Below are 25,841 nucleotides of genomic sequence, written 5' to 3'. Positions count from 1 at the left end.
TACATGACGGATCCCAAACCCAGCATGTTCCTGCCGCTCAAACACCGGGACTTCGCCTTCCTGTGGACCGGGCAGTCCCTGAGTTCCATCGGCAACGCCATGTTCCCGATCATCCTGGCGATGGTCGTCCTGGACCGCGACGCCGGCGCCACCGGGCTCGGTGTGGTCCTCGCGGTGCAGGGCATCGCGCTGGCCGTGGGCACGGTCCTCGCGGCCTCCATCGGCGACCGCTGGCGGCGCACCCGTGTGATGATCGGGGCGGACGTCGTGCGCGCCGTGGGTGTCGCCGCCATCGCGATCGCCCCGGTCCACCTGAACACGGCCGTCTTCATGGTCCTGGTGATCGCCATCGGCATCGCCGAGGGTCTCTTCCTGCCCGCGTACAGCGCGGTGCCCCCGCGGCTGCTGCCGGAGGACGCCCTCCAGGGCGGCAACGCGCTCAGCGCCCTGTCGCAGTACGTCTCCATGGTGGCCGGGCCGACCCTGGCCGGCGTCGTGATCGCCGGGGTGGGCCCGGGGCCCGCGCTGTGGATCGACGTCGGCACCTTCGCCGCCAGCCTCGCCACCCTCGTGTTCATCAGGGAGACCGACGCCGCCGACGCGCGCGACGAGTCCCCCGGTGACGAGGAGCCCGGCGGCATCATCCGGCGCGGCCTGCGCGACTTCAACGAGGGCATCCGGGAGATCCGCTCCCGCCCCTGGGTGGGCGCCTCCATCGGCATGGCGACCGTCGTCATGACCTTCTGCGTGGCCCCCGCCTTCCTCGCCGCCCCGATCGTCGCCGAGAAGAGCCTCGGCGGGTCCGCCGCCTACGGCGGCGCGTTCGCCGCACTCGGCGTCGGCTCGATCATCGGCTCGGTCGTCGGCGGCAGGATCCGCACCCGCCGCCCGGGAACCGTCGCGGTCTGCGGCATCTTCACCATCTTCGGATCGGTGGGCTCGCTCGCCGTGCTGCCGCTGGTCGGCGTCCTCATCTGCTGGGCGATCGCCGGCGTCGGCGTCACCGTCTTCTCCATCCTGTGGATGACCGCCCTGCAACAGGACGTCCCCGACCGGGTCCTCGGCCGCGTCATGGCTCTGGACTGGCTGGGCAGCCAGGGCCTGATGCCGCTCGGCTACGCGGCGGCAGGCGTCGTCGCGGCCAGCATCGGAACCCGCGACATGCTCATCGTGAGCGCCTTCATCGTGCTGGTCGCCGCCCCGCTGCCGCTGCTGGTGCGCGGCGGTTCGACGTTCTCCTCCCGGCCCGCGGCCGTGGAGAACGAGCCGGCCGAGAGCACGGTCTGACGGGCCCGACGCGGTCCGACCTGCCCGGCTCCGTCCAGCCCGGCTCCACTCGGTTTGATGCCTAAGGAGGCAGCATCATGCTCGGTGCACAGATGCAGTTCGAACTCAGCAGACTGGTCGACGCGGCCTGGGCCGTCGCCGCCTACGCCGCGCAGGGCCGCGACGACCTGACACCGCAGCAGCGCGCCGCGGTGGAACGGGCGCTCACCCTGTCCGGGCTGCCGGTCGGCTCCCACGATCCGGAGTTCGCCGCCGCCCTGACCAGCCAGCTCGCCCAGGCCGCGGCGTTCGCCGAGGGCCCCACCAAGGGCTGGGGCGACATGCCTGACGAGGTCCTGCTCGCCCAGGGGCGCGGCTCGCGCCAGGTCGCCGACTGGATCGTCGACGAGGCCGCCCCCGTCCTCGGCCTCACCGGCATCGCCGAGCGGACGGACGCCGTCTTCCTCGACGTCGGCGTGGGCACCGGCCAGCTCGCCGCGCGCATCGCCGAACGCTGGCCGCGCGCCCGCGTCGTCGGCGTGGACCGCATGGAACGCGTGCTGGGTCTCGCCCGCACCGTGATCGACGACGCGGGCTGCGCCGACCGGGTCGAGCTGCGGCACGGCGACGTCACCGACCTCGCCGACGACGCGGTGTACGACCTGGCCTGGCTGCCGCTGAGCTTCATGTCCCCCGACGCGATCCCGAAGGCGCTGGAGGCGGTGCGCCGGGTGCTGCGGCCCGGCGGCTGGGTGATCGCCACCACGTTCGCCGCCGACTCCGAACTCCCGATCGTCAACGCGATGTCCGACCTGGTCACCGCGGTCAACGGCGGCAGCTCCCTGACCCAGGAGGACCTCCTGGTGGAGATCCGCGCCGCCGGTTACAGCGAGACCGTGTCGCTGCCGTCCACCCCGCTGACCGGCGCGCTGACCGCCGCCCGCGGCTGAGCCAGCACGAGGAGAGAACATGACGCACCACGAGACCGGCTTCGCACCCGTCAACGGAACGGAGCTGTACTACGAACGCGCGGGCTCCGGCGACGCCGTGGTCCTGCTGCACACCGGCAACGGCAACACCACCATCTGGGACGGCCAGTTCGAGGAGCTGGCCAAGGACTACACCGTGGTCCGCTACGACTGCCGGGGCTTCGGCCGCTCCGGGTATCCGGACGAGCCGTACCAGTCGGCCGACGACCTCGCCGCCCTCCTCGACCACCTGGGCATCGAGCGCGCCCACGTGATCGGCCCCTCCTTCGGCGGCCGGATCGCCGTCGAGTTCGCGGTGCTGCACCCCGGCAAGGTCCGCTCCCTGCTGCTCGCCGCGCCGGTCAGCCGCGAGCACGTGTGGACCGACGAGGTGAACACGAACCGGATGGCCGAGGAGGACCTCATCTGGGCCGGGGACTACGACAAGGCCCTCGACATCAGCCTCGGCAGCTGGGTCGCCGGACCCAAGCGGACGCTCGCGGACATGGACCCGACACTGATCGCGCGACTGCGGGTCTCCGCCACCATGGGCTACGACCGGCGGCGCAGGACGGTCGCCGAGACGGGCAACGAGCCCGACGAACTCGAACTGGTGCCCAACGCCGCCGAACGCCTCGGCACCATCCAGGTCCCCACGCTCGTCCTGATCGGCGGCATGGACCAGCCGGACGCCATCGAGATCGGCGAGCGCCTCGCGCGCGACATCCCCGGCGCGAGCGCCGAGTACATAGCCGACCTGGGCCACATGATCACCATGGAGCGGCCCGAGGAGTTCCTGGAGAAGGCCCGCGCCTTCCTCGCGAGGGCGGCACGATGACCGGACTGCTCGCGCCCCGCTCGCTCACCGCCGAGGAACTGTCCGCCGTCACCGCCGAGCTGGACGCCGTACCGGTGCCCTTCCGCTTCGCCCTGTCGGCCGCCCGGCTGCCCAGGGCGACGTTCGGGCAGATGTCCCGCACCTGGCAGACGTTCCGGCGCGGCGTCGAGGCGTTCATCGACCGTCACGACGGTGACGCCGGCCGCATGGCCAAGGCCCTGGGCCTGCCCGAGCAACTCGTCCCGATGTGGGAGTCGCTGCCGGCGCGGGACTGGCACCTCATCGGCCGGCCCGACATGATCCTCGGCAGCGCCGACGGCACCGGCCCCGAGCGCTGCGTCATCGTCGACGTCAACGCGGGCTCCCTCGCCGGGCTGTTCCCGCTCAACGACATGCTGCTGCGCGCACACCAGGCGGACGTGCTCAGGCCGGAGTTCGGCGCGTGCGGTGAACCCCGTTATCTGATGGGCCGGTTCGCGGACGTGCTGCGCCGGCACATGACGCACGAGGACGGACTGATCGCCCTCACGTACTACGCGGACGAGGCGGCCGGCGACGACCACTTCGACAACTGGCACTACCGGTCGCTGGTGTTGGAGCTGGCCCGGCACGGACTCACCGCGCGGTCCGTGCACATGGAGGACATCGAGATCCGCGAGGGCGCCGCCTGGCACCAGGGCCGGCGCATCGGGCTCGTCCACCGCTACTTCCTGCCGGATGCGGACAACGCCCACCACATGGCGGAGTTGGGCAGGATCTCCGCCGCGGCCCGCGACGGGGCCCTCAGGTCCATCACCGGTCTGTGGGGAGAGATCCTCGCCACGAAGGCGACCCTCGCGATGCTGTCCGACGAGGAGTTCACCGGCGAACTGCCGCCCTCCCTCGCCGCCGGCCTGGCCGAGGCGGTCCCCTGGACCAGGCGGCTCACCGAGCGCCACACCTTCTGGCGGGGCGAGCGCGTCGACCTGCTCGACTGGTCCCTGCGCAACCAGCACCGGCTGGTGGTCAAGCCCGCGCTGGGGGAGAAGGGCCGGGACGTCCTCATCGGCCGCGAACTCACCGCCGCCGAGTGGTCCGGCCTGATCGAACAGGCGGCCACCGCCGAGCGCCCCTGGGTCGTCCAGGAGCTGATGACGCCGACCCCGAAGCCCCTCTCCTTCCAGGACGAGGCCGGCGACCTGCACGAGATCACCGTCCCCGTCGTCTACGGCTCGTACGTCCTGGACGGCGAGTTCGTGGGCGCCATCCGCCGCTACGGCATCAAGGGCGACGGCCACCTGATGATCAACGGTCTTCAGGGCGCGATCCCGGCACCGGTCTACTGGAGCGACGATGAGTGACCTCGTCCTGCTCAACCCGGGGCCCGCGTGCACCTCCCCGGGGGTGCGCGAGGCCATGCTCCGGGGCGACCTGTGCCACCGCGAGCCCGAGTTCGCCGACCTCATGGGCCGCCTGCGCACCTCGCTGGCCCGGTGCCTCGGGGTGGCGGGCACCCACGAGACGGTGCTCATCACCGGCTCCGGCACGGCGGCCATGGAGACGGCCGTGATCGGCTCCGTCCGCGCCGGACGCAAACTGCTGGTGGTCGACAACGGGGTCTACGGGGCCCGGCTGCTGTCCATGGCCGAGGCGCACGGCGTGGAGACGGTCGTGGTGGAGGGTCCGTGGACCAGACCGGTCGACCCGGGCGCCATCGCCGACCTGCTGCGATCGGACGGTCGCATCGACGCCGTCGCGTGCGTCCATCACGAGACGACCACCGGGCTGCTCAATCCGATCGCGGAGATAGGGGCGATCGTCCGTGACCACGAGGCGGTCTTCCTGGTCGACGCGATCAGCTCGACCGCCATCGAGTCACCCGGTCTCGCCGAGGTGCACGCCGACATCGTCTGCGGGACGGCGAACAAGGGGCTGCACGGCGTTCCCGGCGTCTCCTTCCTGCTGTTGTCCACCGTCAAGGGCACAGGCCGGGTCGCGGCGGCGCCCCGGCGCAGCGTCTACCTCGACCCCGCCGCCCAACTGAGGTCCCAGCAGGCCGGGGACATCCCGTTCACCCCGGCGGTCCAGACGTGCTACGCGCTGGACGAGGCCATCGCACAGTACGAGGGGGCCGGCGGGTACGAGGCGCGCCTGCGGCTGTACCGGGAACGCGCGGCCGTGGTGCGCGCCGGGTTCGCCCGGCTGGACCTGCCGGTCCTGATCGAGGAGCCGCACCGCGCGAACTCGGTCACGGCTCTGGGCCTGCCCGCCGGCGTCACCTACCGTGCCCTGCACGACGAGCTGAAACAGCGCGGCTACGTCATCTACGCGGGGCAGGGCCGCCTGTCGGAGACGCACTTCCGCATCGCCACCATGGGCGAGATCCCGATGCCCCGACTGGTCGAGCTGGAGGGGGCGTTGGAGGAGTCGATCCGGCACCTCACCAAGGCGCGGGGCGAGTAGGGGCCGTGTGACGAGGGCGGGCCCCGCCGGGCGTCGACCGGCGGGGCCCGATGCCGGTACGGGGCCCTCAGTCCTCTGCGTCGACCACGCGGAAGCGCTCGGCCACGACCAGGGCGTCGTCGTCCACGACCGGCGTGTACCCGAGAAGTTCGGTCACCTGCGCACCGCGGAAGAAGTCCCGGTGTGCGGCGGCCCACTCCTCGACGTCGGCGTACCCGCGGCCCTCGTCCAGCGCGAACCGGTCGTCCACCTCGCGAAACGGGATCACCCGGGCCTCGGTCAGTTCGATCACGACGGCCGTGCGGTCCTCCGAGTCGAGCACCGCGTACCGCTGGCCGACCTCCGGGATGGGCTGCCCTATCCGCTCCAGGATCTCGACCAGCGCCGTCATCGCGGTCTTGCGACCGCTGATGATGGCCTCGACCCCGCTGTCGCGCTCCGGACCGGGGAAGGCAAGGGCAAGCTTGGGGAGATCGTCAGCGCTCATGCCGCCGAGCGTACCCGACAGCGCCCTTCAACTCGTTGATCCGAAAACCGAGTTGGCGCGGTCACGCGGTCCGGATCATTCCCGGACCACTTGGTGAAGGCCGCGGTCCCGTTCGGGGTGCCGAGACCCGTCGGGCCGTCGTAGCCCGTCCCCGCCTGGCACAGGCAGGCGACGTCGCACGACCCGTTCGAGCCGCTGGTGACGTCGTTCAGCTGGTCCGGGCCGGACAACTTCGAGTGGGCGTACGGCTACGACAAGCGCTTCGGCCTGGTCCGTGTCGACGACGGCACCCAGGCCCCGCACCGTCAAGGGGAGCGGGTACCGGTACGCGGAGGTGGTCCGGGCCGATCGGGAGCGGAGCCGCGGCGCGGACTGATCCGCGGCCGGCGACTCCCCGGGCGGCCGGCTCCGCCGGACGCCACGCGCACGGCGCGCGCCCCTTTCCGCCGTGGGAGGATCTGTCACCGTGAGCGCATCCCCGGCGGTGAGAGGCCTGCGGGCCGCGGTGTTCGCCGCGGTGTGCGTGCTGCTCGCCGCCGCCGGCCATGGACTGGCCATGGGGGAGATGCCGTCGCCGGGCTCCGACGGGGCCGGCTTCCTCGCGGTGTTCGCGCTCGGCTGGACGCTGGGCGGTCGGGAGCGGTCGGGGACCGGCATCGGCGCGACCATGCTGCTCACCCAGGCGGGCCTGCACGCGTGGTTCGACGCGGACCGCGCCGGCCCCCCGATGGCCGGCATGCCCGGCATGACCGGGACCTCCCTGCGGATGACGGCCGCCTCCGCGCACACCACGGCCCATGCCACCGCCGCCCACCTCCTCGCCGCCCTCGCCGCCTCCTGGTGGCTGCGGCGGGGCGAGGCCGCGCTGTGGGCCCTGCTGCGGCGCACCGCCGCACTCGTCCCCGGCCTGCTCACGCGGTGGCGCCCCGCCCCGCTGCCCGACGCCGCCGAGCCGGTCCCGCGGACCCGCGCCGGTCACGGGCCGCCGCGCCGGGTGCCGTTGCGGCACGCGGTCACCCGGCGCGGACCGCCCGTCCCGATCCCGTACTCGCCCTGACCCCTGACCCGCGTCACACGTCACCCGTACGGAGACCGACTCACCCATGTCCGCAGCACGCATCACCCCGCGCCGCGCCGGAACCGTCACGGCCGCCGCCCTCGCCTCGGTCCTGCTCGCCGCCGGCGTCGCCGAGGCCCACGTCACCGTCCACCCCGAGAGCTACGCCAAGGGCGCCACCGACGGCGTGCTGACCTTCCGCGTGCCCAACGAGGAGGACCACGCCTACACCAGCAAGGTCCAGGTCTTCCTGCCCACCGACCACCCCGTCCTCGGCATCCTGGTCCGCCCCCGGGACGGCTGGACCGCCAAGGTGACCACCACCAGGCTGAAGACGCCGGTCAAGACCGACGACGGCACCCTCACCGAGGCGGCGTCCGAGATCACCTTCACCGGGGGGAGGATCGCCGCAGGGCAGTACGAGGACTTCGATGTCGCCTTCGGTGAACTGCCCGAGGACACCGGTCAGTTGGTGTTCAAGACTCTCCAGACCTACTCGGACGGCAAGGTCGTCCGCTGGATCGGGGAACCGGTCTCCGGCGGCGACGAGCCGGACAATCCGGCCCCGGTCCTGACGCTCACCGCGGACGACCCCTCGCCCGCCGCGGCCCCGGCCGGCGCGGCGACCGCCGGGGCGAGCGACTCCACCGCGCGCGGGCTGGGCGTCGCCGGGCTGGTCGTCGGCGTCCTGGGTCTGGCCGCCGCCGCGTTCGCGCTCGTACGGAGCAGGTCCGCGACACGGTCGTAAGAGGGACAGCCGGTGGGCCCGCACGTCGCGCGGCCCACCGCGCGGGCCGTCGCCACGGTCGGCGCCGCCGGCACCGACCGTGGCGTCACGGAACAGCCGGCCGCCCGGACGCCGGCGGCGAGTCCGGCGGGCTGGGCCGCTACGACGGTCACGACGTTCCCGACGCCGGGGAGCGCGGTGGTCGTCGGTACGCCGGGCCCCGCCACCGCCGCCAAGGCCCCGAGCGCGGTTCCGGTGCCCGCGACGTGCGGCGTGGCCGCCACGGCCACCGCCGCGGCGCGGCCGGGGTGTTCGGCACGGTCCGCCCCCGCCCGCCGCCTCGAACGCCCGGGAGTGCACGGGTCGGGCGTGAGCAGCGTCATGACCGCGCCCCTCGTAAGGCGGGCACCGAAGCGGCGCGGCGGCGGACCGGAGCCGACGGCGGTACCGGGCACCGACCGCGCGACCGGAGCGTGCGCCGGCGGCCGAGCGCCACTACGAGAACCGGCGCGCCCGGCCGGTCCAGCCGGGTCCGGCGGGCGCCGCCCGACCGGCCCCGGCCGGTCCGGCGCCCCGCCCGCCAACGCGCCCGTGGCCGCCGCGAGCGCGCTCGCGGACCGTGTCCACGAGCGGGCCGCCGGGTCCGCCGGACGGAGTACGGCCGGGGAATGCGCCCCCGCCCGTGGGCCGTTGAACCCCGCATGACTCAGGACTCCACGCAGGACGCGCTCCTCCCGCTGCTCTCCGAAGGACACGGCGGCGTACTGGTCACCCTCCGCCGCGACGGCCGCCCCCAACTGTCCAATGTCAGCCACGCCTACGACCCCGACGAGCGGATCATCCGCGTCTCCGTCACCGACGACCGTGCCAAGACCCGCAATCTGCGCCGCGACCCCCGCGCCTCGTACCACGTCACCAGCGACGACCGCTGGGCCTACACCGTCGCCGAGGGCACGGCGGAACTGTCCCCGGTCGCCCAGGATCCCCACGACGAGACCGTGGAGGAGCTGATCCGGCTCTACCGCGCGGTACTCGGCGAGCACCCGGACTGGGACGACTACCGCGCCGCGATGGTCCGCGACCGCCGCCTCGTGGTCCGGCTGCACGTCGCACGGGTGTACGGCATCCCCAAGCGCTGACCCGTGCCACCCCGAGCGCTGACCCGGACTACGCCTCGCCGTCCGTCCGCGCCTCGATGGCCTTGAGCACGGCGACCATGTCCTCGCCGCCGTGCCCCTCGGCCACGGTCTCCTCGAACAGGGCGTGGCAGACGTCGAGGAGCGGGGACGCCACGCGGGCCTCGCGGGCGGCCTCGGCGACGAGCCGGTTGTTCTTCAGGACGTCGAGCGCGGCCGCCTGCACGGCGAAGTCCCGCTCGCGTAGCTTGGGCGCCTTCATCCGGGAGACCGGGCTGGCCAGGGGACCCGCGTCGAGGACGTCCAGGAACAGGCGGGGGTCCAGGCCCTGCCGTTCGGCGAAGTGGAAGGCCTCGGTCAGCCCGGTCACCAGGGTGATCAGGAACAGGTTGACCGACAGCTTCATCAGCAGCGCGCCGGGCGCCGCGCCGCACGTGAAGATCTCGTGGCACATCGGGGCGAGCAACGGCCGTACGGCGTCCACGGCCGCCGGCTCGCCCGCGAGCATGGCCACCAGCCGACCCTGCTCCGCGGGTACGCGGGACCCGGAGACCGGTGCCTCGACATACCGGCCGCCGGCGGCGCGGATGTCGGCCTCCAGAGCGCCGGAGTACCCGGGCGAGGTGGTGCCCATGTGGACGACGGTCCGCCCGGCGACCCGCGCGGCCAGCTCCGGGGTGCCCCGGGCGAGGACCGCGTCCATGGCCGCCCCGTCGGCGAGCATCAGCAGGACCACCTCGGCCCGCGCGAACACCTCGGCGGGGTCCGCGGCGACCTCGGCGCCGGCCGCGCGCAGCGGCTCGGCGCGGTGCGGGGTGCGGTTCCAGACCACCAAGGGCGTACCGGCGGACGCCAGGCGCAGGGCCATGGGCCGGCCCATCACTCCGAGACCGATGAATCCGACGTGCACGGGCAGCCCTTCGTCCGGCGAGCCGATTATGACAGCGGTCATAGTAGCGGGCGTTATGACGGCGGTCATAGAGTCGCCTCGGTCATAGAGTTGTCCCAGGTGAGGAACGGAGGCCGGAATGAGCGAGCGACAGCGCGCGCCGCGCGAGCGGATGGTGTTCAGCGCGGCCCAGCTCATCCGGCGCGACGGGGTGAACGCGACCGGTATGCGCGAGGTCGCCGCGCACGCCGGGGCACCCCGCGGTTCCCTCCAGCACTACTTCCCGGGCGGCAAGGAACAGCTGGTCGGCGAGGCCGTCGCGTGGGCCGGGCGGTACGCGGGCAACCGGATCGGACGCTTCGTCGAGGGGCTGGCCGATCCGACGCCGAGCGCCTTGTTCGCGGCGATGTGCGCGCAGTGGACCGACGAGTACGAGCGGGACGGTTTCGGCGCGGGCTGCCCGGTCGCCGCCGCCACCGTCGACCGCGCCGCGGCCGACGACGCCACCCGTGCGGCCGCGGCCGCCGCGTTCACCACCTGGCGGACCCCGCTCGCCGAGGCGCTCACCGCCATGGGCGTGCCCGCCGGCCGGTCCGCGGCGCTGGCCACGCTGATGATCAGCACTCTGGAGGGCGCGATCCTGATGGCCCGCGCCGAACAGGACGTGCGCGCCCTGACGACGGTGGTGCGTGAACTGGGCCCGCTGCTGGACGCCGCCGTGACCCGGCCGGCGTCGGGCGAGCCGGGGGTCAGCGGCCGGCCGGGGCCGCCCCGTCGCTCGTGAGGTACGCGACCACCATGTCCCCGAGCATCGTCCGGTAGTGCTCCCGCCACCGCGGTTCCTCCAGGTCCCGCCCGAACACCGCGCCGAACGTACGCCGGTTGACCGTACGGAAGAAGCAGAACGAGCTGATCACCGCGTGCAGGTCGACCGCGTCCACGTCCGCCCTGAACACCCCCGCCTCCCGCCCCGCCGCGAGGATTCCCCGCAGCACGTCGAGCGCCGGGGAGCCGACCGCGCCGAGTCCCCGGGAGGCCGTGATGTGCTCGGCGCCCTGAAGGTCCTCGATGCTCAGCAGGCGGATGTAGTCCGGGTGCCGCTCGTGGTGGTCGAAGGTCAGCTCGGCCAGGCGCCGGATCGCCGCGACCGGGTCCAGGTGGGCGACGTCCAGCTGCCGCTCGGCCTCGCGCAGTGCGCCGTAGGCCCGCTCCAGGACGGCGGTGAACAACTGCTCCTTGCCGCCGAAGTAGTAGTAGATCATCCGCTTGGTGGTGCGGGTGCGGGCGGCGATCTCCTCCACGCGGGCGCCCTCGTAGCCGGCCCGCGCGAACTCCCGGGTGGCCACGTCGAGGATCTCGGCCTTGGTGCGGGCGGCGTCGCGTGCCCGCCCGTCGGGCCGTGCCGGTTCTTCGACGCTGGTCATCGGGTGTTTCCTTCGGGCCTCGGTCCGCCGTGCGGTGCGCTGGGTGCCGACGATTCTAAGACGCGAACATGACAGCACGGTCGTCCGTGACGCGGGACACACGAGGTGCCCCGGGCCGCGGACGACCGTGCCGCCGGGCTGGGAGGACCCCCGGGAAACGGCCGTGGGCGACGGGCGCCAGGCCACCCGTCCCCCACGGGCGAGGACAACCGCGGGACGGACCGGCGGGAGGTCCGGTCAGCCCCTCTTCTCGACCGCGTGGCCGCCGAACTGGTTGCGCAGCGCCGCGATCATCTTCATCTGCGGCGAGTCGTCCTGCCGGGAGGCGAACCGGGCGAACAGCGAGGCGGTGATCGCCGGGAGGGGCACCGCGTTGTCGATGGCCGCCTCCACGGTCCAGCGGCCCTCGCCGGAGTCCTCCGCGTAGCCGCGCAGCTTCTCCAGGTGCTCGTCCTCGTCCAGCGCGTTGACCGCGAGGTCCAGCAGCCAGGAGCGGATGACCGTGCCCTCCTGCCAGGAGCGGAACACCTCGCGGACGTTCTCCACCGAGTGCACCTTCTCCAGCAGCTCCCAGCCCTCGGCGTACGCCTGCATCATGGCGTACTCGATGCCGTTGTGGACCATCTTGGAGAAGTGCCCGGCGCCGACCCGGCCCGCGTGCACATAGCCGTACGGGCCCTCCGGCTTGAGCGCGTCGAAGATCGGCTGGAGCCGGTCCACGTGCTCCTTCTCGCCGCCGACCATGAGCGCGTAGCCGTTCTGCAGGCCCCACACACCGCCGGAGACGCCGGCGTCCACGAAGCCGATGCCCTTGATGCCGAGCGCCGCGGCGTGCTTCTCGTCGTCCGTCCAGCGGGAGTTGCCGCCGTCGATCACCGTGTCGCCGGGCTCCAGCAGGTCGCCCAGCTCGTCCACGACGGTCTGGGTGGCGGTGCCGGCCGGGACCATCACCCACACATGGCGGGGCGCGTCCAGCTTCTCGACCAGTTCGGCGAGGCTCTTGACGTCGGAGACCTCAGGGTTGCGGTCGTAGCCGATGACGGTGTGGCCGGCGCGGCGGATCCGCTCGCGCATGTTGCCGCCCATCTTGCCGAGACCGATGAGACCGAGCTGCATGATCAGTTCTCCTGAACGTTCTTGAGAGTGCGGTAGGCGGCGACGAGGGCCGTGGTGGACGGGTCGAGACCGGGCACGTCGGCGCCCTGGGTGAGGGCGGGTTCGACGCGTTTGGCGAGGACCTTGCCCAGCTCCACGCCCCACTGGTCGAAGGAGTCGATGTTCCACACCGCGCCCTGGACGAACACCTTGTGCTCGTACAGCGCGATCAGCTGGCCCAGCACGGACGGGGTCAGCTCGGCGGCGAGGATCGTCGTGGTCGGGTGGTCGCCGCGGAAGGTGCGGTGCGCCACCTGCTCCTCGGGCACGCCCTCCGCGCGGACCTCCTCGGCGCTCTTGCCGAAGGCCAGCGCCTGGGTCTGGGCGAAGAAGTTGGCCATCAGCAGGTCGTGCTGCGCCTTGAGTTCGTCGCCGAGCTCGCCGATCGGGCGGGCGAAGCCGATGAAGTCGGCCGGGATCAGCTTGGTGCCCTGGTGGATCAACTGGTAGTACGCGTGCTGCCCGTTGGTGCCGGGCGTGCCCCACACCACGGGACCGGTCTGCCACTCCACCCGGCGCCCCTGCCGGTCCACCGACTTGCCGTTGGACTCCATGTCCAGCTGCTGGAGGTAGGCGGTGAACTTGGAGAGGTAGTGGCTGTACGGCAGTACGGCGTGCGACTGGGCGTCGTGGAAGTTGCCGTACCAGATGCCCAACAGGCCGAGGATCAACGGGGCGTTGGCCTCGGGAGGCGCGGTGCGGAAGTGCTCGTCGACCAGCCGGAAGCCGTCCAGCATCTCCCGGAAGCGGTCGGACCCGATGGCGATCATCAGGGAGAGGCCGATCGCGGAGTCGTACGAGTACCGGCCGCCGACCCAGTCCCAGAACTCGAACATGTTGTCCGGGTCGATGCCGAACTCGGTCACCTTGGCCGCGTTGGTCGAAAGCGCCACGAAGTGCTTCGCCACGGCCTTCTCGTCGCCTTCGAACGATCCGAGCAGCCACGAGCGCGCGGAGGTCGCGTTGGTGATCGTCTCGATCGTCGTGAACGTCTTGGACGCGACGACGAACAGCGTCTCCGCCGGGTCCAGGTCGCGGGTGGCCTCGTGCAGGTCGGCGCCGTCCACGTTCGACACGAAGCGGACGGTCAGTTCCCGGTCGGTGTACGGGCGCAGCGCCTCGTACGCCATCGCGGGACCCAGGTCCGAGCCGCCGATGCCGATGTTGACGACATTGCGGATCCGCTTGCCGGTGTGCCCGGTCCAGGCGCCGGAGCGGACCCGCTCGGCGAAGTCGCTCATCCGGTCGAGGACGGCGTGCACCTTGGGCACCACGTTCTCGCCGTCGACCTCGACCACGGCGTCCCGCGGCGCGCGCAGCGCGGTGTGCAGCACCGCCCGGTCCTCGGTGAGGTTGATCCGCTCGCCGCGGAACATGGCGTCCCGCAGGCCGAACACGCCGGTGGCGACGGCGAGTTCCTGGAGCAGGGCCAGGGTCTCGTCCGTGATCAGGTGCTTGCTGTAGTCGATGTGCAGGTCACCGACCCGGACGACGTACCGCTCGGCGCGGCCGGGGTCCGACGCGAACAGCTCGCGCAGATGCCGGGTCCCCTCGGCGCGGTGATCGGCCAGCGCGGTCCACTCGGGCCGATGGGTCAGGTTGGGATAAGGGGCGTCTGCCATCTCAGGCGTTCTCCTTGGCGGCCTCGCCGGTCAGGGCGATGGCGTACATCTCGTCGGCGTCGAGGCGGCGCAGCTCCTCGGCGATGAGTTCGGAGGTGGGACGGACCTTCAGGGCGAGGGTGCGCGGCGGCTGGCCCGGCAGGGTGAGCGTCGCGAGCGGGCCCTCGGGGCGGTCCAGGACGATCTCGCCGTCGCGGGTGCCCAGCCGTACGGCGGTGACCACCGGGCCCTCGGTGACCACCCGGTCCACGCCCACCCGCAGCCGCGCCTCCAGCCAGCGGGCCAGCAGCTCGGCGCTGGGGTTGTCCGCCTCGGCCTCCACGGCCGCCGACGTCACCTTCGTCCGGGCCTGGTCCAGGGCCGCGGCCAGCATGGACCGCCACAGCGTCAGCCGGGTCCAGGCGAGGTCGGTGTCGCCGGGGGCGTAGTTGCGGGCGCGGGCTTCAAGGACCTGCATCGGCCGCTCCACCGCGTACAGATCGGTGATCCGGCGCTGGGCGAGAGCGCCGAGCGGGTCCTCGGAGGGGGTGTCGGGCGCGTCCACCGGCCACCACACGACGACCGGGGCGTCCGGCAGCAGCAGCGGCAGCACCACGGAGGCGGCGTGGTCGGACACCTCGCCGTAGGTGCGCAGCACCACGGTCTCACCGGTGCCGGCCTCGGAGCCGACCCGGACCTCGGCGTCCAGGCGCGAGTGGGTGCGGTCGCGCAGGGTGCGGGCGTGCCGCTTGATGACGACCAGCGTGCGCGAGGGGTGCTCGTGCGAGGCATCCTCGGCGGCCCGCATCGAGTCGTAGGCGTTCTCCTCGTCCGTGACGATGACCATCGTCAGGACCATGCCCACGGCCGGGGTGCCGATCGCTCGGCGGCCGGTCACCAGCGCCTTGTTGATCTTGCTTGCCGTGGTGTCGGTCAGGTCGATCTTCATGGCCTGCGCCAGCTCCGTCCGTCTCGTGCGAGCATCTCGTCGGCTTCCCTCGGTCCCCAGCTGCCCGACGCGTACTGCGCCGGACGGCCGTGCGCCGCCCAGTACTCCTCGATCGGGTCGAGGATCTTCCAGGACTGCTCCACTTCCTGGTGACGGGGGAAGAGGTTGGCGTCGCCCAGGAGCACGTCCAGGATGAGACGCTCGTACGCCTCCGGGCTGGACTCGGTGAACGACTCGCCGTAGGCGAAGTCCATCGACACGTCCCGGATCTCCATGGAGGTGCCGGGCACCTTGGAGCCGAAGCGGACGGTCATGCCCTCGTCCGGCTGGACGCGGATGACGATCGCGTTCTGGCCCAGCTCCTCGGTGGCGGTGGAGTCGAACGGGGAGTGCGGGGCCCGCTTGAACACCACCGCGATCTCGGTCACCCGGCGGCCCAGGCGCTTGCCGGTGCGCAGGTAGAACGGGACGCCCGCCCAGCGCCGGTTGTCGATGCCGATCTTGATGGCGGCGAAGGTGTCGGTCTTCGACTGGGGGTCGATACCGTCCTCCTCGAGGTAGCCGACGACCTTCTCGCCGCCTTGCCAGCCGCCCGCGTACTGCGCCCGCACGGTGTGCCGGCCCAGGTCCTCCGGGAGCCGCACCGACTTGAGCACCTTCAGCTTCTCGGTGAGCAGCGCCTCCGCGTCGAACGCGATGGGCTCCTCCATGGCGGTGAGCGCCATCAGCTGGAGCAGGTGGTTCTGGATGACGTCACGGGCGGCGCCGATGCCGTCGTAGTAGCCGGCCCGGCCCCCGATGCCGATGTCCTCGGCCATGGTGATCTGGACGTGGTCGACGTAGCTGCGGTTCCAGATCGGCTCGTACATCTGGTTGGCGAAGCGCAGCGCCAGGATGTTCTGGACGGTCTCCTTGCCGAGGTAGTGGTCGATCCGGAACACCTGGTCCGGCTCGAACACCTCGTGCACGATCGAGTTCAGCTCGCGGGCGCTGGCCAGGTCGTGGCCGAACGGCTTCTCGATGACCGCGCGCCGCCAGGAACCCTCCGGCGGGCTCGCCAGGCCGTGCTTCTTCAGCTGCTGCACGACCTTCGGGAAGAACCTCGGCGGCACCGAGAGGTAGAACGCGAAGTTGCCGCCGGTGCCGCGGGAGGCGTCCAGCTCCTCCACGGCGTCCTTGAGCTGCTTGAACGCGGTGTCGTCGTCGAAGTCGCCGGGGATGAAGCGCATGCCCTCGGCGAGCTGCTGCCACACCTCCTCGCGGAACGGGGTGCGGGAGTGCTCGCGCACCGAGTCGTGGACGACCTGCGCGAAGTCCTGGTCCTCCCACTCGCGGCGGGCGAAGCCGACCAGGGAGAAGCCCGGCGGCAGCAGACCGCGGTTGGCCAGGTCGTACACGGCCGGCATCAGCTTCTTGCGGGACAGGTCACCGGTCACACCGAAGATGACCAGGCCCGACGGACCCGCGATGCGCGGGAGGCGGCGGTCCCGGGTGTCCCGCAGGGGGTTCACCCACTCCGCGGCCGGGGCGATGGGCACCCGCACCTCCTCGGGCGCCGGGGCGGGGCTCGCTTTGTCGGTCATCGCGCGTCAACTCCCTTGCTCTCCAGGGACTTCGCCACCGCGTCCAGCAGGTCCTGCCAGGCCGACTCGAACTTGGCGACGCCCTCGTCCTCCAGCTGCTGGACGACCTCGTCGTAGGAGATGCCGAGCCGCTCGATCGCGGCGAGGTCGGCACGGGCCTGCGCGTAGCCGCCGGTCACCGTGTCGCCGGTGATCTCGCCGTGGTCGGCGACGGCGTTCAAGGTGGCCTCCGGCATCGTGTTGACCGTGCCCGGCGCGACGAGGTCGTCCACATACAGGGTGTCCTTGTACGCGGGATCCTTCACACCGGTGGACGCCCACAGCGGACGCTGCTTGTTCGCCTTGTCGCCGGCGAGCGCCAGCCAGCGGTCCGCGGCGAAGACCTCCTCGTACGCCTCGTAGGCCAGGCGCGCGTTGGCGAGGGCCGCGCGGCCCTTGAGGGCGAGGGCCTCGTCGGTGCCGAGGGCGGTCAGCCGCTTGTCGATCTCGGAGTCCACGCGGGAGACGAAGAACGACGCCACCGAGTGGACGGTGGACAGGTCGATGCCGCGCTCGCGGGCCTTCTCCAGACCGGCCAGGTAGGCGGCCATGACCTCCCGGTAGCGCTCCAGGGAGAAGATCAGGGTCACGTTGACGCTGATGCCGAGGCCGACGACCTCGGTGATGGCCGGCAGACCCGCCTTGGTCGCCGGGATCTTGATCATCACGTTCGGGCGGTCGACCAGCCAGAACAGCTGCTTGGCCTCGGCGACGGTCGCCGCGGTCTCGTGCGCCAGGCGGGGGTCGACCTCGATGGAGACGCGACCGTCGCAGCCGTTCGTCGCCCGGTACACGGAGTCCAGGACGTCGGCGGCGGCCCGCACGTCGGCGGTCGTCATCATCCGTACGGCCTCGTCGACGCCCACGCCGCGCACGGCCAGGTCGGTGAGCTGCTCCTCGTAGCCGTCGCCGGAGCCTATGGCCGCCTGGAAGATCGACGGGTTGGTGGTGACACCGACGGCGCTGCCGCTCGCCACCAGGTCGGCGAGGCTGCCCGAGGTGATCCGCCTCCGCGACAGGTCGTCCAGCCAGACGGACACACCCTCGTCGGCGAGGCGCTTGAGGGCTCCCGGGGTCGCGATTGCTTCGGTCACAGTGATCATCTTTCTTCGTCGTGTCGGTGTCAGGCGCGCGCGGCGGCGAGCGACTCGCGGGCCGCCGCGGCGACGTTCTCGGGGGTGAAGCCGAACTCGGTGAACAGGGTGTCGGCGTCGGCGGAGGCGCCGAAGTGCTCCAGGGAGACGATCCGGCCCGCGTCGCCCACGTAGCGGTACCAGGTCAGCCCGATGCCGGCCTCCACCGCGACCCGGGCCTTCACGGCAGGCGGCAGCACCCGCTCGCGGTAGGCGCGCGGCTGCTCCTCGAACCACTCCACGGACGGCATCGACACCACCCGGGTGCCGGTTCCCTCGGCCTCCAGCCGTTCCCGCGCGGCCACGGCGAGCTGCACCTCGGAGCCCGTCGCGATGATGATCACCTCCGGGACCTCCGTGGAGGACTCGCGCAGCACGTAGCCGCCCTTGGCCGCGTCCTCGTTCGGCGCGTAGACCGGCACGCCCTGGCGGGTGAGCGCGAGCCCGTGCGGGGCGGGGCCGGTGGCGTGCCTCTTCAGGATCTCGGCCCAGGCGATCGCGGTCTCGTTGGCGTCCGCCGGGCGGACGACGTTCAGACCGGGGATCGCGCGCAGCGAGGCCAGGTGCTCGACCGGCTGGTGGGTGGGCCCGTCCTCGCCGAGGCCGATGGAGTCGTGCGTCCACACGTACGTCACCGGCAGTTGCATCAGCGCGGACATGCGCACGGCGTTGCGCATGTAGTCGGAGAACACCAGGAAGGTGCCGCCGTAGACGCGGGTGTTGCCGTGCAGGGCGATGCCGTTCATCTCCGCCGCCATGGCGAACTCGCGGATGCCGAAGTGCACGGTACGACCATAGGGGTCGGCCTCCGGCAGCGGATTGCCCTCGGGGAGAAAAGAGCTGGACTTGTCGATGTTCGTGTTGTTGGAACCGGCGAGGTCGGCGGAGCCGCCCCACAGCTCGGGCAGGACCGGGCCGAGGGACTGGAGCACCTTGCCGGAGGCCGCGCGGGTGGCGACCGCCTTGCCCTCCTCGAAGACCGGCAGGACGTCCTCCCAGCCCGCGGGCAGCTCGCCCCGGCTGACCCGGTCGAACAGGGCGGCCCGCTCCGGCTGGGCGGCGCGCCACTCGGCGATCCGCTTGTCCCAGGCGGCGTGCGCCTCGGCGCCCCGGTCCAGGGCCCGCCGGGCGTGCTCGAGGACCTCGTCATCGACCTGGAAGGACCGCTCGGGGTCGAAGCCGAGGAGCCGCTTGGTGGCGGCGATCTCCTCCGCGCCGAGCGCCGAGCCGTGGGAGGCCTCGGTGTTCCGCGCGTTCGGGGCGGGCCAGGCGATGATCGTGCGCATCGCGATGATCGAGGGCCGCTCCGTCTCCTCGCGCGCCGCCTTCAGGGCCGCGTACAGGGCGGGCGCGTCCACGTCGCCGTCGGCGGTGGGCTCGACGCGCTGGGTGTGCCAGCCGTAGGCCTCGTACCGCTTGAGCACGTCCTCGGAGAAGGCGGTCGCCGTGTCGCCCTCGATGGAGATGTGGTTGTCGTCGTAGAGGAAGACCAGGTTGCCGAGCTTCTGGTGGCCGGCGAGCGAGGACGCCTCGGCGCTGACACCCTCCTCCAGGTCGCCGTCGGAGACGATCGCCCAGATGGTGTGGTCGAAGGGGGAGGTGCCCGCGGGGGCCTCCGGGTCGAACAGGCCGCGCTCGTAGCGGGCGGCCATCGCCATGCCCACCGCGTTGGCGGCGCCCTGGCCGAGCGGCCCGGTGGTGGTCTCCACTCCCGCGGTGTGCCCGTACTCGGGGTGGCCGGGGGTGCGTGAGCCCCGGGTGCGGAACGCCTTCAGATCCTCCAGCTCCAGCTCGTACCCCGCCAGGTAGAGCTGGGTGTACAGCGTCAGCGAGGTGTGGCCGGGGGAGAGGACGAACCGGTCACGGCCGGTCCACTCCGGGTCCGCCGGGTCGTGCCGCATCACCTTCTGAAAGATCGTGTACGCGGCAGGCGCCAGGCTCATCGCCGTGCCCGGGTGACCGTTGCCCACCTTCTGCACCGCGTCGGCCGCCAAAAGACGGGCGGTGTCCACGGCACGCCGGTCGAGGTCGGTCCACTCGAAGTCACCGGAGGTCTGCGTGCTCATCTTCAAGAAGTCCTCGTTCAGTGCGGAAAGCTGGCCTGATGCGTTCAAAGTTAAAAGTCTGACTTTTTCGACGGAAGGGCGAGGTGTGTCACCCTGTGGTGAATCTGGGACAGTGATCGCGGAGCAGGGACGGCACGAAAGGGACATGGCTGACATAACGCCCCAAGGCGGTGCCGCCGGGGTCGGCGGCGGGGACGGCACGGCCGGCCACGGCATCAGAACCCTCCCCTTCCCGACCGAGCTGGCCGTCGGCGGCGTCGGCATGCGGATCGCCCGCATGGACGCCGACCGCGCCTGGCACTCCGACGTCCCGCCGGACCGCGTCCACCGCATCGACTTCCACGTGGTCCTGCTCTTCACCGAGGGCCCCGTACGCCACATGGTCGACTTCACCGAGTACGAGGCCGCGGCCGGCGACCTCCTGTGGATCCGCCCCGGACAGGTCCACCGCTTCTCCCGCGACTGCGTGTACCGCGGAACCGTGCTCACCATGCAGCCCGGCTTCCTGCCGCGCGCCACCGTGGAGGCGACCGGCCTGTACCGCTACGACCTCCCGCCGCTGCTGCACCCCGACGCGGCCCAGCTCGAAGCGCTGCGGGCGGCGCTGGAGCAGCTGCGCCGCGAGTACGAGGACACCGCGACCCTCCCGCCGAGCCTGCACGCGGCCGTCCTGCGGCACGGCCTGACCGCGTTCCTGCTGCGCCTCGCCCATCTCGCCGTCAGCTCGACGCCCGGCTCACGGCAGCAGCCGGACAACACCTTCACCCTGTTCCGGGACGCGGTCGAGCGGGGCTTCGCCACCAACCACAGCGTCAGCGCCTACGCCGACGCGCTCGGCTACTCCCGCCGCACCCTGGTGCGCGCCGTCCGCGCGGCCACCGGCGAGACCCCGAAGGGCTTCATCGACAAACGCGTCGTCCTGGAGGCCAAACGCCTGCTCGCCCACACCGAGCTGCCGATCGGCCGGGTGGGCGCGGCGGTCGGCTTCCCGGACGCGGCGAACTTCTCCAAGTTCTTCCAGCTGCACACCGGGAGGACGCCGGTGGCCTTCCGCGCGGAGCCGCGTTAGCCGCCACCGGCCGGGTCCGCCGCCGCTCCCGGCCTGGCGCGCGCTCCGGATCCGGGCAGGGGCCGCGTGAACACCACCGACCCGCGGACCGTCCTCGGGACGACGGACTTCGCCGCCCGCGTCGACCGCGACCGGGCCTTCGCGGTCCGCGGCTCCTTCGCGACCGGGCCTTCGCGGTCCCCGGCTCCTTCGTCGCGGGCGGCCGTCGCCCCTCGACAGCACCGACCGCCACGCGCCCCGGGGTGGTCCACGCGGCGCCGGCGAGCGTGTCCCCGGCGCATGGCTGCGAGCCGGGCGCGCGACGCCGGTGCGGATCGCCACGGAGGTCCGCCGGAACCCGCCCGTGCCGCACTCCTGGCGCGGGGCGCGGCATCGCGGGCTGCGGGCTCCGCCGCCGTCCCGCGTGCCGGGCGGCTCCCGCAGGACCGGGTCTCCTTCCCGCGCGAGCACCCCCGCCGTCCGGCGCGGCGGGCCGCGGGTCCCGCACCGGGTCATGGCGGTCCTCGACGAGGGGACCGCCGGCTACGGCTCAGCGCCGGGGGACCCGCGCTCGGCCCGCGCCGTCCGCTCCAGCGCCTCGCGGGCCGCGAGGTACCCCGCGACCCTGAACGCCCGTTCGCTGGAGCCGACGGCGTCCGCGCGGGCCTGCCGCAGCACCACCCTCGCGGCGGCCACGACCCCCTCCTCCGGCAGGCTCAACCGCTCCTCGACGCCCGCGGCGACCGCGGCGAAGAAGCGCGGCAGGTCCTCGGCGGGCTCGTACTCCACCGTCAGCCCCTCGGCCACCTCCAGGACGACGCCTTCGGCCGCGGGCTCGAAATCCACCGTGATCAGCGCGAACTGCGGCGCGCAGTTCTGCTTCCGGTGCAGCACCCGCACGCCGCGGATCGGGTACGGCGGAAACCGGGGCGGTCCTGACGTCATGCCAGAACGCTACCCCGGCCCCCGCGGACGGGTCAGTGCCCGAAGTCGAACCAGTTGACGTTCACGAAGTCGGCCGGCTGCCCGCTGGTGAACGTGAGGTACACGTCGTGCGTACCGGTGACCGACCCGATGTTGGCCGGAACCGTCCGCCAGGACTGCCAGCCCCCGGTGTCGCCCACCGCGAAACTCCCGACGGGCGCGCTCGTACGGCTGTCCAGCCGCACCTCCACCAGGCCGCTGACCCCGCTGCCCGCGCCGCTCGCCACCCGGCCGTAGAACTGGGTGGCCGCCGTGGAGCCGAAGTTCACGCCCTTGTAGAGCGCCCAGTCGCCATTGGCGAGGTAGCCCATGTCCTGCCCGCCGCCGGTGTCCGTGGTGGTCTCGGTGGCCACGCCGGACTGGTCGTCGTACGACTCCGCCTGGATCGCGCTGTAGGCGTCCCGGTTGCCGGTCGGCGGCGGGGGAGTGGTGCCGCTCCCGCCGCCCGAGGACTGGAGCACCTGGACGTAGTCGACGACCATCGGGTGGCCCGGCTCGGTGGCGCTGGTCGGGCCGCCGCCGAAGGCGCCCGGGAAGCCGCCGCCCATCGCCACGTCCAGGATGACGAAGAAGCCGTGGTTCGTGGCGTTGGTCCAGGTGGCCGCGTCCATCTGGTTCGCCGTGACCGTCTGGTAGTTGACGCCGTCGACGTAGAAGCGGATCGCCTCCGGGCTGACCGAGCGGTCCCACTCCATGGTGTAGGTGTGGAAGCCCGACTGGCACGTGGTGTTCGGGCAGGCGGTCGAGTTGCCGATGCCGCTGGTCTCGTTGCAGGGGCCGCCGGGGCTGGTCCCGCAGTGCATGGTGGCCCAGGTCTTGTTCAGGCCCTGGACGTTCTCCATGATGTCCAACTCGCCGACGCTCGGCCAGTTCTGGTAGTTGCCCCGGAAGGGCGCGCCCAGCATCCAGAACGCGGGCCAGTACCCGGCGGCCGCGTTGCCGGTCACGTTCGGCATCTGGAGGCGCGCCTCCACGCGCAGCTTGCCGCCGGCCGGGGGCTGGAAGTCGGTGCGGGTGGTCTCGATCCGGCCGGAGGTCCAGTTGCCGGACGCGTCGCGGCGCGGGGTGATCAGCAGGTCGCCGGTGCCGTCGAGGGAGACGTTGCTGGTGCTCGACGTCATCGACTCGACCTCGCCGGTGCCCCAGTTGCCGGCCCCGCCGGGGTACGAGGTCCCGGTGTCGAACTGCCAGTCGGAGGTGTTGACGCTGCTGCCGGCCGCGCCGTTGAAGTCGTCCAGGAAGACCTGCGACCAGCCGGACGGCGGCGCAGGGGCGGAGGCGTCGGCGGACCCGGTCGCCGCGGTGGCGACGGCCGCGGCCAGACCGAACGTGGCGACGGCCGCGACGAGGGCGCGGCGCAGGGAGCGGGGTCTGGGGGTGCCGGAGGATTCACTCATGGGTGGCCTCTCGGGGAGCGGGGGGTGTGCGGGGGAACCCGTTGAGAGCGCTCTCAAGGTGCCGCCAATGTGCTCCCCGACTCGGAGGCCGTCAAGACTTGAAACAGCGAAAGTCCGGTGGGCGCGGAAGAGTTCACCGGCTGAAGGGGGCGGGCGGCGGGCGGCTCGCGGCCGCCCGCCGGGCCGCCTTCCTACTCCAGGCGGTACGCGTACACGGTCGTCGCCGCCGCGCACACGCCCGGTGCGATCACCTCGGCGCGCAGAATGCCGGTGCCGGAGTCGTAGTCGACGCCCTCGGCCTCGAACGTGCCCTTGCACACGCTCCGCTGGGGCAGACCGAAGAGGCTGCTCACGCGGCCCGTGACCGGCTCGCCGTCCAGCGGGTGCGGGAGGTCGACCTGGAGCAGCGGCCTGCTCTGCGGGAAGAGTCCGCCCGAGCCGTCGTCGGACGCGCACAGCAGACGGGTGGCGGTCACGAAGTCGCAGCCCTGGATGTCGCGCACCGGTCTGTCCAGGCTGATCTGCCCGGCCTGGGCCAGCGCCCCGCCGGTGCGCGGGGTGGCCGGGTTGAGCAGCGGCGCCGGGAACACCTGGAGCCGGTCCTGGACCTCCCACTCGCCCGACACCAGCCACTGCCCGTCGGGCGAGACGGCGGCGAAGGAGTTGTTCACCTTCTCGCCCGGATCGAGCGGGTGCACGTAGTCGTACCGCTTCCCGCCCGGCGTGGTCACCGCGTACATCTTCGACGTGGCCGTGTCGGCGCCCTGGTAGGCGTCGAACACGTAACCGCGCGCGACGTCCGGGTCGCCCACGTGGTTCCAGCCCCTGATCCGCAGGTCCAGCGGGATGTCGAGCAGCCCGCGGTGCAGCAGCGAGCCGTCGGCCCGGCTGGCGAGGCCCTGGCCGCCGCCAAGGGTGTCGGTGTACGACGTCCCGGCCGCGGTCCACCGGGCCGGCTCGGCCGCCGACGCGCTCGGGGCGGCACACACGAGCGCGCCCACCAGTGCGGTGAGCGCGGCGATTCGACGCTTCATCAGGCTCCTGTCACGGCTGTCGAGTCGGGGTCCGCATGCAACCACGGATCGGCGGACGGCGGGTTGCGGCCACGCGTCCGGAGCGCCGGTTCCGGCCGATGCCCGGGTGCTTCCGCGAGACAGGAGGGTCGGGAGCGTGCGCCGGGCGGCGGTGCCGGGGATGATGGGGGCGACGGCCGGTCGGGACTCGGGGAAAGGCGCGTGGGACGTGAGGCTGACGATTCTGGGCGGTGGCGGCTTCCGCGTGCCGCTCGTGTACGGCGCGCTGCTGACCGACCGGGGCGAGGGCCGGGTCACCGAGGTCGTCCTGCACGACCTGGACGCCGACCGGCTGCACGCGGTCTCCCGGGTGCTGGCCGAGCAGGCCGCCGGGACCCCCGACGCACCCCGGGTGAGCACCACCACCGACCTCGACGAGGCCCTCGGCGGCGCCGACTTCGTCTTCTCCGCGATCCGTGTCGGCGGCCTCTCGGGGCGGGCGGACGACGAGCGGATCGCGCTGGCCGAGGGCGTCCTCGGCCAGGAGACGGTCGGCGCGGGCGGCATCGCCTACGGGCTGCGCACCGTGCCCGTCGCGACCGACATCGCCCGCCGCGTGGCCCGCCTCGCCCCCGACGCGTGGGTCATCAACTTCACCAACCCGGCCGGCCTGGTCACCGAGGCGATGTCCCGGCACCTCGGCGACCGCGTCATCGGCATCTGCGACTCGCCGGTCGGCCTCGGCCGGCGCCTCGCCCGCGTCCTCGGCGCCGATCCCCGGGAGGCCTTCGTGGACTACGTCGGCCTCAACCACCTCGGCTGGGTGCGCGGTCTGCGCGTCGCCGGGCGCGACGAACTCCCGCGGCTGCTCGCCGATCCCGCGCTGCTCGGCTCCTTCGAGGAGGGCCGGCTCTTCGGCCCCGACTGGCTCCGCTCGCTCGGCGCGATCCCCAACGAGTACCTGCACTACTACTACTTCAACCGCGAGACCGTCCGCGCCTACCAGGAGGCCGAGCGGACCCGCGGCGCCTTCCTGCGCGACCAGCAGGCCCGCTTCTACGAGGAGGCCCTGCGCCCGGACGTCTCCGCGCTCGACGCCTGGGACCGCACCCGCGCCGAGCGCGAGGCGACGTACATGTCGGAGAACCGCGAGACGGCGGGGGCCGGCGAACGCGAGGCCGAGGACCTCTCCGGCGGCTACGAGAAGGTGGCCCTGGCCCTGATGCGCGCCATCGCCCGCGACGAACGTACGACGCTCATCCTCAACGTCCGCAACAGCGGCACCCTCCCCACCCTCGACGCCGACGCCGTCGTCGAGGTCCCCTGCATGGTCGACGCGAACGGCGCCCATCCGCTGGCCACCGACCCCCTGCCCGCCCACGCGGCGGGCCTGGTCGGCGCGGTCAAGGCGGTGGAACGCGAGGTCCTCTCCGCCGCCGAGTCCGCCTCCCGGGCGACGGCGGTCAAGGCCTTCGCCCTGCACCCCCTGGTCGACTCGGTGAACGTGGCCGGCAGGCTGACGGACGGCTACATCGCGGCCCACCCGGGCTTGGCCTACCTCAAGTAGGCGCGGGCGAGAAGCCCTTGAACGCCGCTCGCAATTATGTTCTTGTGGATCCGACGAATCGCTGATCGGAAG

General features: G+C 72.6%; 23 protein-coding genes and 1 pseudogene. 12 read left to right on the top strand and 12 right to left on the bottom strand.

What is annotated here, in order from left to right; translation table 11 throughout:
• Positions 1–3 precede the first annotated feature (3 nt).
• From QSK45_RS00910 to QSK45_RS00890, 5 genes are all read left to right on the top strand, one after another.
• Positions 4–1,287 (top strand): MFS transporter, encoded by a 1,284-nt coding sequence (locus QSK45_RS00910; RefSeq protein ID WP_285552198.1) that lies wholly within the window; start codon positions 4–6, stop codon positions 1,285–1,287.
• Positions 1,288–1,364: 77 nt separating this feature from the next.
• Positions 1,365–2,216, top strand: a complete 852-nt coding sequence (locus QSK45_RS00905; protein ID WP_285552197.1) for a class I SAM-dependent methyltransferase — start codon at positions 1,365–1,367, stop codon at positions 2,214–2,216.
• A 19-nt stretch (positions 2,217–2,235) separates the two neighbouring features.
• Positions 2,236–3,072, top strand: a complete 837-nt coding sequence (locus tag QSK45_RS00900) for an alpha/beta fold hydrolase (RefSeq protein WP_285552194.1) — start codon at positions 2,236–2,238, stop codon at positions 3,070–3,072.
• Complete coding sequence (locus QSK45_RS00895; RefSeq protein WP_285552192.1) at positions 3,069–4,412, top strand: glutathionylspermidine synthase family protein; 1,344 nt, start codon at positions 3,069–3,071, stop codon at positions 4,410–4,412. The genes QSK45_RS00900 and QSK45_RS00895 overlap by 4 nt, the downstream gene beginning before the upstream one ends.
• A complete protein-coding gene (locus tag QSK45_RS00890; protein WP_285552190.1) occupies positions 4,405–5,514 on the top strand; it encodes a pyridoxal-phosphate-dependent aminotransferase family protein in 1,110 nt (369 codons plus the stop codon). The genes QSK45_RS00895 and QSK45_RS00890 overlap by 8 nt, the downstream gene beginning before the upstream one ends.
• A gap of 67 nt (positions 5,515–5,581) precedes the next feature.
• On the opposite strand, the gene QSK45_RS00885 is transcribed toward QSK45_RS00890, so the two are convergent.
• Positions 5,582–6,001 (bottom strand): ASCH domain-containing protein, encoded by a 420-nt coding sequence (locus QSK45_RS00885; protein ID WP_285552188.1) that lies wholly within the window; start codon positions 5,999–6,001, stop codon positions 5,582–5,584.
• 192 nt (positions 6,002–6,193) lie between these two features.
• Between QSK45_RS00885 and QSK45_RS38280 the strand changes: the two are divergent.
• From QSK45_RS38280 to QSK45_RS00865, 4 genes and pseudogenes are all read left to right on the top strand, one after another.
• Positions 6,194–6,377 (top strand): annotated as a pseudogene (locus tag QSK45_RS38280) (family 1 glycosylhydrolase); the annotation flags it as partial.
• 90 nt (positions 6,378–6,467) lie between these two features.
• The gene (locus QSK45_RS00875) at positions 6,468–7,058 is read left to right on the top strand and encodes a hypothetical protein (RefSeq protein ID WP_285552187.1); all 591 of its coding nucleotides are present in this window, start codon (positions 6,468–6,470) and stop codon (positions 7,056–7,058) included.
• 46 nt (positions 7,059–7,104) lie between these two features.
• Positions 7,105–7,806, top strand: a complete 702-nt coding sequence (locus QSK45_RS00870) for a YcnI family copper-binding membrane protein (protein WP_285552185.1) — start codon at positions 7,105–7,107, stop codon at positions 7,804–7,806.
• A gap of 680 nt (positions 7,807–8,486) precedes the next feature.
• Positions 8,487–8,924, top strand: coding sequence for a PPOX class F420-dependent oxidoreductase (locus QSK45_RS00865; RefSeq protein WP_285552184.1), 438 nt, complete (start codon positions 8,487–8,489; stop codon positions 8,922–8,924).
• Positions 8,925–8,952: 28 nt separating this feature from the next.
• Here the strand turns inward: QSK45_RS00865 and QSK45_RS00860 are convergent, their stop codons facing one another.
• The gene (locus QSK45_RS00860) at positions 8,953–9,831 is read right to left on the bottom strand and encodes an NAD(P)-dependent oxidoreductase (protein WP_285553352.1); all 879 of its coding nucleotides are present in this window, start codon (positions 9,829–9,831) and stop codon (positions 8,953–8,955) included.
• A 118-nt stretch (positions 9,832–9,949) separates the two neighbouring features.
• On the opposite strand from QSK45_RS00860, the gene QSK45_RS00855 reads away from it, so the two are divergent.
• Complete coding sequence (locus tag QSK45_RS00855) at positions 9,950–10,594, top strand: TetR/AcrR family transcriptional regulator (RefSeq protein ID WP_285552181.1); 645 nt, start codon at positions 9,950–9,952, stop codon at positions 10,592–10,594.
• On the opposite strand, the gene QSK45_RS00850 is transcribed toward QSK45_RS00855, so the two are convergent.
• From QSK45_RS00850 to tkt, 7 genes are all read right to left on the bottom strand, one after another.
• On the bottom strand, positions 10,560–11,234 hold the full coding sequence (locus tag QSK45_RS00850) for a TetR/AcrR family transcriptional regulator (protein WP_285552179.1): 675 nt from the start codon (positions 11,232–11,234) through the stop codon (positions 10,560–10,562). The genes QSK45_RS00855 and QSK45_RS00850 overlap by 35 nt on opposite strands.
• Before the next feature lie 237 nt (positions 11,235–11,471).
• A complete protein-coding gene (gnd, locus tag QSK45_RS00845; RefSeq protein ID WP_285552177.1) occupies positions 11,472–12,350 on the bottom strand; it encodes a phosphogluconate dehydrogenase (NAD(+)-dependent, decarboxylating) in 879 nt (292 codons plus the stop codon).
• A 2-nt stretch (positions 12,351–12,352) separates the two neighbouring features.
• Entirely contained in the window at positions 12,353–14,011 is a 1,659-nt protein-coding gene (gene pgi / locus QSK45_RS00840; protein WP_285552175.1) for a glucose-6-phosphate isomerase, read from the bottom strand.
• Position 14,012: 1 nt separating this feature from the next.
• Positions 14,013–14,939: a glucose-6-phosphate dehydrogenase assembly protein OpcA gene (gene opcA, locus QSK45_RS00835; RefSeq protein WP_285552173.1), complete on the bottom strand. Its 927-nt coding sequence runs from the start codon at positions 14,937–14,939 to the stop codon at positions 14,013–14,015.
• A complete protein-coding gene (zwf, locus tag QSK45_RS00830) occupies positions 14,936–16,522 on the bottom strand; it encodes a glucose-6-phosphate dehydrogenase (RefSeq protein WP_285552171.1) in 1,587 nt (528 codons plus the stop codon). The genes opcA and zwf overlap by 4 nt, the downstream gene beginning before the upstream one ends.
• Positions 16,519–17,664, bottom strand: a complete 1,146-nt coding sequence (tal, locus tag QSK45_RS00825; RefSeq protein WP_285552169.1) for a transaldolase — start codon at positions 17,662–17,664, stop codon at positions 16,519–16,521. The genes zwf and tal overlap by 4 nt, the downstream gene beginning before the upstream one ends.
• Before the next feature lie 20 nt (positions 17,665–17,684).
• Positions 17,685–19,760 carry a transketolase gene (gene tkt, locus QSK45_RS00820; protein ID WP_285552167.1) on the bottom strand — a complete coding sequence of 692 codons (2,076 nt, stop codon included), beginning with the start codon at positions 19,758–19,760 and terminating at the stop codon, positions 17,685–17,687.
• A 145-nt stretch (positions 19,761–19,905) separates the two neighbouring features.
• Here tkt and QSK45_RS00815 point away from each other — a divergent pair, with 145 nt between their 5' ends.
• Positions 19,906–20,829: a helix-turn-helix domain-containing protein gene (locus QSK45_RS00815; protein ID WP_285552165.1), complete on the top strand. Its 924-nt coding sequence runs from the start codon at positions 19,906–19,908 to the stop codon at positions 20,827–20,829.
• A gap of 522 nt (positions 20,830–21,351) precedes the next feature.
• Here QSK45_RS00815 and QSK45_RS00810 read toward each other — a convergent pair.
• The 3 genes from QSK45_RS00810 to QSK45_RS00800 all read right to left on the bottom strand — a co-directional run bounded on the left by QSK45_RS00810 (position 21,352) and on the right by QSK45_RS00800 (position 24,223).
• Entirely contained in the window at positions 21,352–21,753 is a 402-nt protein-coding gene (locus QSK45_RS00810; RefSeq protein ID WP_285552164.1) for a hypothetical protein, read from the bottom strand.
• A gap of 32 nt (positions 21,754–21,785) precedes the next feature.
• Positions 21,786–23,189: a glycoside hydrolase family 16 protein gene (locus QSK45_RS00805; protein WP_285552163.1), complete on the bottom strand. Its 1,404-nt coding sequence runs from the start codon at positions 23,187–23,189 to the stop codon at positions 21,786–21,788.
• Between the two features lie 191 nt (positions 23,190–23,380).
• Complete coding sequence (locus QSK45_RS00800; RefSeq protein WP_285552162.1) at positions 23,381–24,223, bottom strand: hypothetical protein; 843 nt, start codon at positions 24,221–24,223, stop codon at positions 23,381–23,383.
• Between the two features lie 208 nt (positions 24,224–24,431).
• Between QSK45_RS00800 and QSK45_RS00795 the strand changes: the two genes are divergently transcribed.
• Positions 24,432–25,769 (top strand): 6-phospho-beta-glucosidase, encoded by a 1,338-nt coding sequence (locus tag QSK45_RS00795; protein WP_285552160.1) that lies wholly within the window; start codon positions 24,432–24,434, stop codon positions 25,767–25,769.
• Positions 25,770–25,841: the final 72 nt, after the last annotated feature.

Origin of the sequence: Streptomyces hygroscopicus subsp. hygroscopicus (assembly GCF_030269125.1) — a bacterium.
GTDB lineage: Bacteria > Actinomycetota > Actinomycetes > Streptomycetales > Streptomycetaceae > Streptomyces > Streptomyces hygroscopicus_C.
The sequence above is the reverse complement of the archived record's forward strand: the minus strand, read 5'-3'. Positions and strand labels throughout refer to the sequence as shown.

Coding starts and splice junctions, on each gene's coding strand:
- pgi (WP_285552175.1), bottom strand. CDS start 14,011: ATGGCAGACGCCCCTTATCCCAACCTGACCCATCGGCCCGAGTGGACC.
- QSK45_RS00800 (WP_285552162.1), bottom strand. CDS start 24,223: ATGAAGCGTCGAATCGCCGCGCTCACCGCACTGGTGGGCGCGCTCGTG.
- QSK45_RS00870 (WP_285552185.1), top strand. CDS start 7,105: ATGTCCGCAGCACGCATCACCCCGCGCCGCGCCGGAACCGTCACGGCC.
- tkt (WP_285552167.1), bottom strand. CDS start 19,760: ATGAGCACGCAGACCTCCGGTGACTTCGAGTGGACCGACCTCGACCGG.
- QSK45_RS00905 (WP_285552197.1), top strand. CDS start 1,365: ATGCTCGGTGCACAGATGCAGTTCGAACTCAGCAGACTGGTCGACGCG.
- gnd (WP_285552177.1), bottom strand. CDS start 12,350: ATGCAGCTCGGTCTCATCGGTCTCGGCAAGATGGGCGGCAACATGCGC.
- zwf (WP_285552171.1), bottom strand. CDS start 16,522: ATGACCGACAAAGCGAGCCCCGCCCCGGCGCCCGAGGAGGTGCGGGTG.
- tal (WP_285552169.1), bottom strand. CDS start 17,664: ATGATCACTGTGACCGAAGCAATCGCGACCCCGGGAGCCCTCAAGCGC.
- QSK45_RS00900 (WP_285552194.1), top strand. CDS start 2,236: ATGACGCACCACGAGACCGGCTTCGCACCCGTCAACGGAACGGAGCTG.
- QSK45_RS00865 (WP_285552184.1), top strand. CDS start 8,487: ATGACTCAGGACTCCACGCAGGACGCGCTCCTCCCGCTGCTCTCCGAA.
- QSK45_RS00815 (WP_285552165.1), top strand. CDS start 19,906: ATGGCTGACATAACGCCCCAAGGCGGTGCCGCCGGGGTCGGCGGCGGG.
- QSK45_RS00805 (WP_285552163.1), bottom strand. CDS start 23,189: ATGAGTGAATCCTCCGGCACCCCCAGACCCCGCTCCCTGCGCCGCGCC.
- QSK45_RS00890 (WP_285552190.1), top strand. CDS start 4,405: ATGAGTGACCTCGTCCTGCTCAACCCGGGGCCCGCGTGCACCTCCCCG.
- QSK45_RS00885 (WP_285552188.1), bottom strand. CDS start 6,001: ATGAGCGCTGACGATCTCCCCAAGCTTGCCCTTGCCTTCCCCGGTCCG.
- opcA (WP_285552173.1), bottom strand. CDS start 14,939: ATGAAGATCGACCTGACCGACACCACGGCAAGCAAGATCAACAAGGCG.
- QSK45_RS00850 (WP_285552179.1), bottom strand. CDS start 11,234: ATGACCAGCGTCGAAGAACCGGCACGGCCCGACGGGCGGGCACGCGAC.
- QSK45_RS00895 (WP_285552192.1), top strand. CDS start 3,069: ATGACCGGACTGCTCGCGCCCCGCTCGCTCACCGCCGAGGAACTGTCC.
- QSK45_RS00910 (WP_285552198.1), top strand. CDS start 4: ATGACGGATCCCAAACCCAGCATGTTCCTGCCGCTCAAACACCGGGAC.
- QSK45_RS00810 (WP_285552164.1), bottom strand. CDS start 21,753: ATGACGTCAGGACCGCCCCGGTTTCCGCCGTACCCGATCCGCGGCGTG.
- QSK45_RS00855 (WP_285552181.1), top strand. CDS start 9,950: ATGAGCGAGCGACAGCGCGCGCCGCGCGAGCGGATGGTGTTCAGCGCG.